Origin of the sequence: Gemmatimonas sp., from assembly GCF_044345575.1 — a bacterium.
Taxonomy (GTDB): Bacteria; Gemmatimonadota; Gemmatimonadetes; order Gemmatimonadales; family Gemmatimonadaceae; genus Gemmatimonas.
Map to the genome: position 1 here is coordinate 1 of NZ_JBIJAW010000422.1, position 2,637 is coordinate 2,637.

Annotated in this window: 2 protein-coding genes; both read left to right on the forward strand. The window is 64.5% G+C overall.

Features of this window, described 5'->3' with window-relative positions:
- Positions 1-51 precede the first annotated feature (51 nt).
- The gene (locus ACIQ6O_RS16110; RefSeq protein ID WP_396208791.1) at positions 52-1,536 is read left to right on the forward strand and encodes an aminopeptidase P N-terminal domain-containing protein; all 1,485 of its coding nucleotides are present in this window, start codon (positions 52-54) and stop codon (positions 1,534-1,536) included.
- Positions 1,533-2,637: M1 family metallopeptidase (locus ACIQ6O_RS16115; RefSeq protein ID WP_396208792.1), on the forward strand; the 1,105-nt coding region annotated here is incomplete at its 3' end. The genes ACIQ6O_RS16110 and ACIQ6O_RS16115, both read left to right, overlap by 4 nt.

Here is a 2,637-nt window from a genome sequence, read left to right on the forward strand (position 1 = left end):
GCGACCGGAATCGGATGCGAACATTGCGCATCCCTCTCACAGGTCTCCCGCATGTCAGTCGCGAAAGTACGGGCGCGTGCCGCGTGCCTCCTGCTGTTGGCGTCCGCCTCGCTCGGCTCATCACACCGACTCGAGGCGCAGGACGCCGCTCATTACCAGACGGACTTCACGCGCGACGAGTTCGCGGCCCGCCGCGCCCGCGTGTACGATGCGATTGGCCGTGACGGCATCGCCGTTGTTCAGGGCGCGAGCGGTGTACCAGGGTTCAGTGTCTTCCGCCAGTCGAACGAGTTCTACTATCTGTGTGGGGTGGAGTCGGCGCACGGGTATCTACTGCTCAACGGCCGCGCGCGAACGACCACGCTGTACCTGCCGCATCGCGACGCGGCGCGCGAGCGAAACGAAGGCAAGATGCTGGCCGCTGAGGACAGTGTGCTGCTGAAACAGCTCACGGGGGTCGATGCGGTGCGGCCGCTAGAGCAGATGGCGCAGGATCTGACAGGTGCCGATCTGCTGCGCCCCCCGGCGATGGTGCTGCATACGCCGCTGGCACCGATGGAGACCGGGAACGACAGCCGTGATGAGCTGCTGGCGGCACAAGCGCGTGCCGCGAGTGATCCGTGGGAAGGGCGGCCATCGCGTGAGGCGCACTTCGTACAGCTCGTGCAGCAACGCTTTCCGCAACTCACGGTGCGGGACCTGTCCCCCACGCTCGACGCGATGCGCACCATCAAGAGTCCCGCGGAGATTGCGGTGATTCGCCGGGCCACGCAGCTCGCCGGTCTGGGGATCATGGAGGCCATGCGTTCGACCGCGGCGGGGGTGTACGAGTATCAGCTCGACGCCGCGGCCAAGTACGTGTACTACCTGAACGGTGCGCGTGGTGATGGCTACGCATCGATCATCGGCGGCGGCACCAACGCGTTCATGGGGCACTACTTCCGCAAGAGCGATGCGTTGCGCGACGGCGATCTGGTGCTCATGGATTACGCGCCCGACGTGCGCTACTACACCAGCGATGTCACGCGTATCTGGCCGGTGAACGGCACCTTCTCACCGGCGCAGAAAGCACTGTACGAATACATCGTCGCGTATCGCGACGCCCTGTTTCGCTATATCAAGCCGGGGGTGACGTCGGACGAAGTGCTCGATCGTGCCGCCGCCGACATGCGGCAGTATCTCGTGGGCAAAACGTTTGCCTCCCCCGCACACAAGAGAGCCGTGGAAGAGGGGCTGGTGTTCCGCGGCCACTTCCAGCATCCGGTGGGGATGGCGGTGCACGATGTGGGGCGCGTGCGCGGTGTACCGCTGCAGGCGGGGATGGTGTTCACGATTGACCCGATGATCTGGATTCCCGAGGAGCGACTGTACATCCGCATCGAAGACGTCGCATTGGTGACGGCCGATGGCGTGGAGAACCTGAGTGGCTTTGTGCCGAGCAGTATCGCGGATGTGCAGCGCACCATCGCCGAGCCGGGACTGGTGCAGCAACACCCGCCGGTGCCACCCACGGGTAAGGGAGGAGTGCGTAAATGATGCTGTTCACCGGCGTTGCCAGTCGTCTCGCGATGCTGGCGGCCTTCGTGCTGCCACCGTCGATGCGGGACACCTATCCGAAGAACCCTGGCATCGATGCGCTGAACTACGCGTTCCGCATCGAACTCACCGACAGCAGCGACGCGCTGCGCGGCGAGATGACGATGGATGTGCGCTTCGTGTCGGCGGAGGTGCGTGCCCTGCGCCTCGATCTCGCCAATGCGACGACCGCACGCGAGGGCAAGGGGATGAAGGTGTCCGCCGTGCTGCTCAACGGTGCGGCGGTATCGTTTACGCACGAGAACGACGAACTACGCATTCCCCTCACGACGACACCGGTCGCGCAGCAGCGCGCGACGATCACTGTCCGCTATGCCGGCACTCCGGCGACCGGGCTGCAGGTGGGAAAGAACCGGCACGGCGAGCGCACCTTCTTCAGCGACAACTGGCCGGACAAGGGACGCCATTGGCTCCCCACCATCGATCATCCGTACGACAAGGCGACCAGCGAGTTCATCGTGACGGCGCCGAGTTACTATCAGGTGGTGTCGAACGGCCTACAGGTGGAAGCGACGGATGTGCCGGGAAACCGCCGTGTGACCCACTGGAAGAACTCGGTGCCGATCGCTCCATGGCTGTACGTGCTGGGCGTGGCACGGTTCGCCATGCAGCAGGTGGACACGTTCGAGGGCAAGGCCATCGAGACGTGGGTATACCCGCAGGATCGCGATGCTGGCTTTCGTGATTTCGCGACTCCCACCAAGCAAGTGCTCGCCTTCTACACCGACTATGTGGGGCCCTTCGCGTACGAGCGGCTGGCCAACATTCAGGCGAGCAGTGTGAGCGGCGGAATGGAAGCCGCCTCGGCGATTCTGTACAACGAAAAGTCGGTCACCGGCACGCGCGAGGTGCGCTGGCGCAACGTGGTGATTCACGAGGTCGCGCATCAGTGGTTCGGCAACGCCGTCACGGAAGCCGACTGGGACGACGTGTGGCTGAGCGAGGGGTTCGCGACCTACTTCACGTTGCTCTTCATCGAGCACGCCTACGGTCGCGATGAGTTCCTGCGTGGCCTCGAGGCGAGCCGTCGCACGGTGCTGT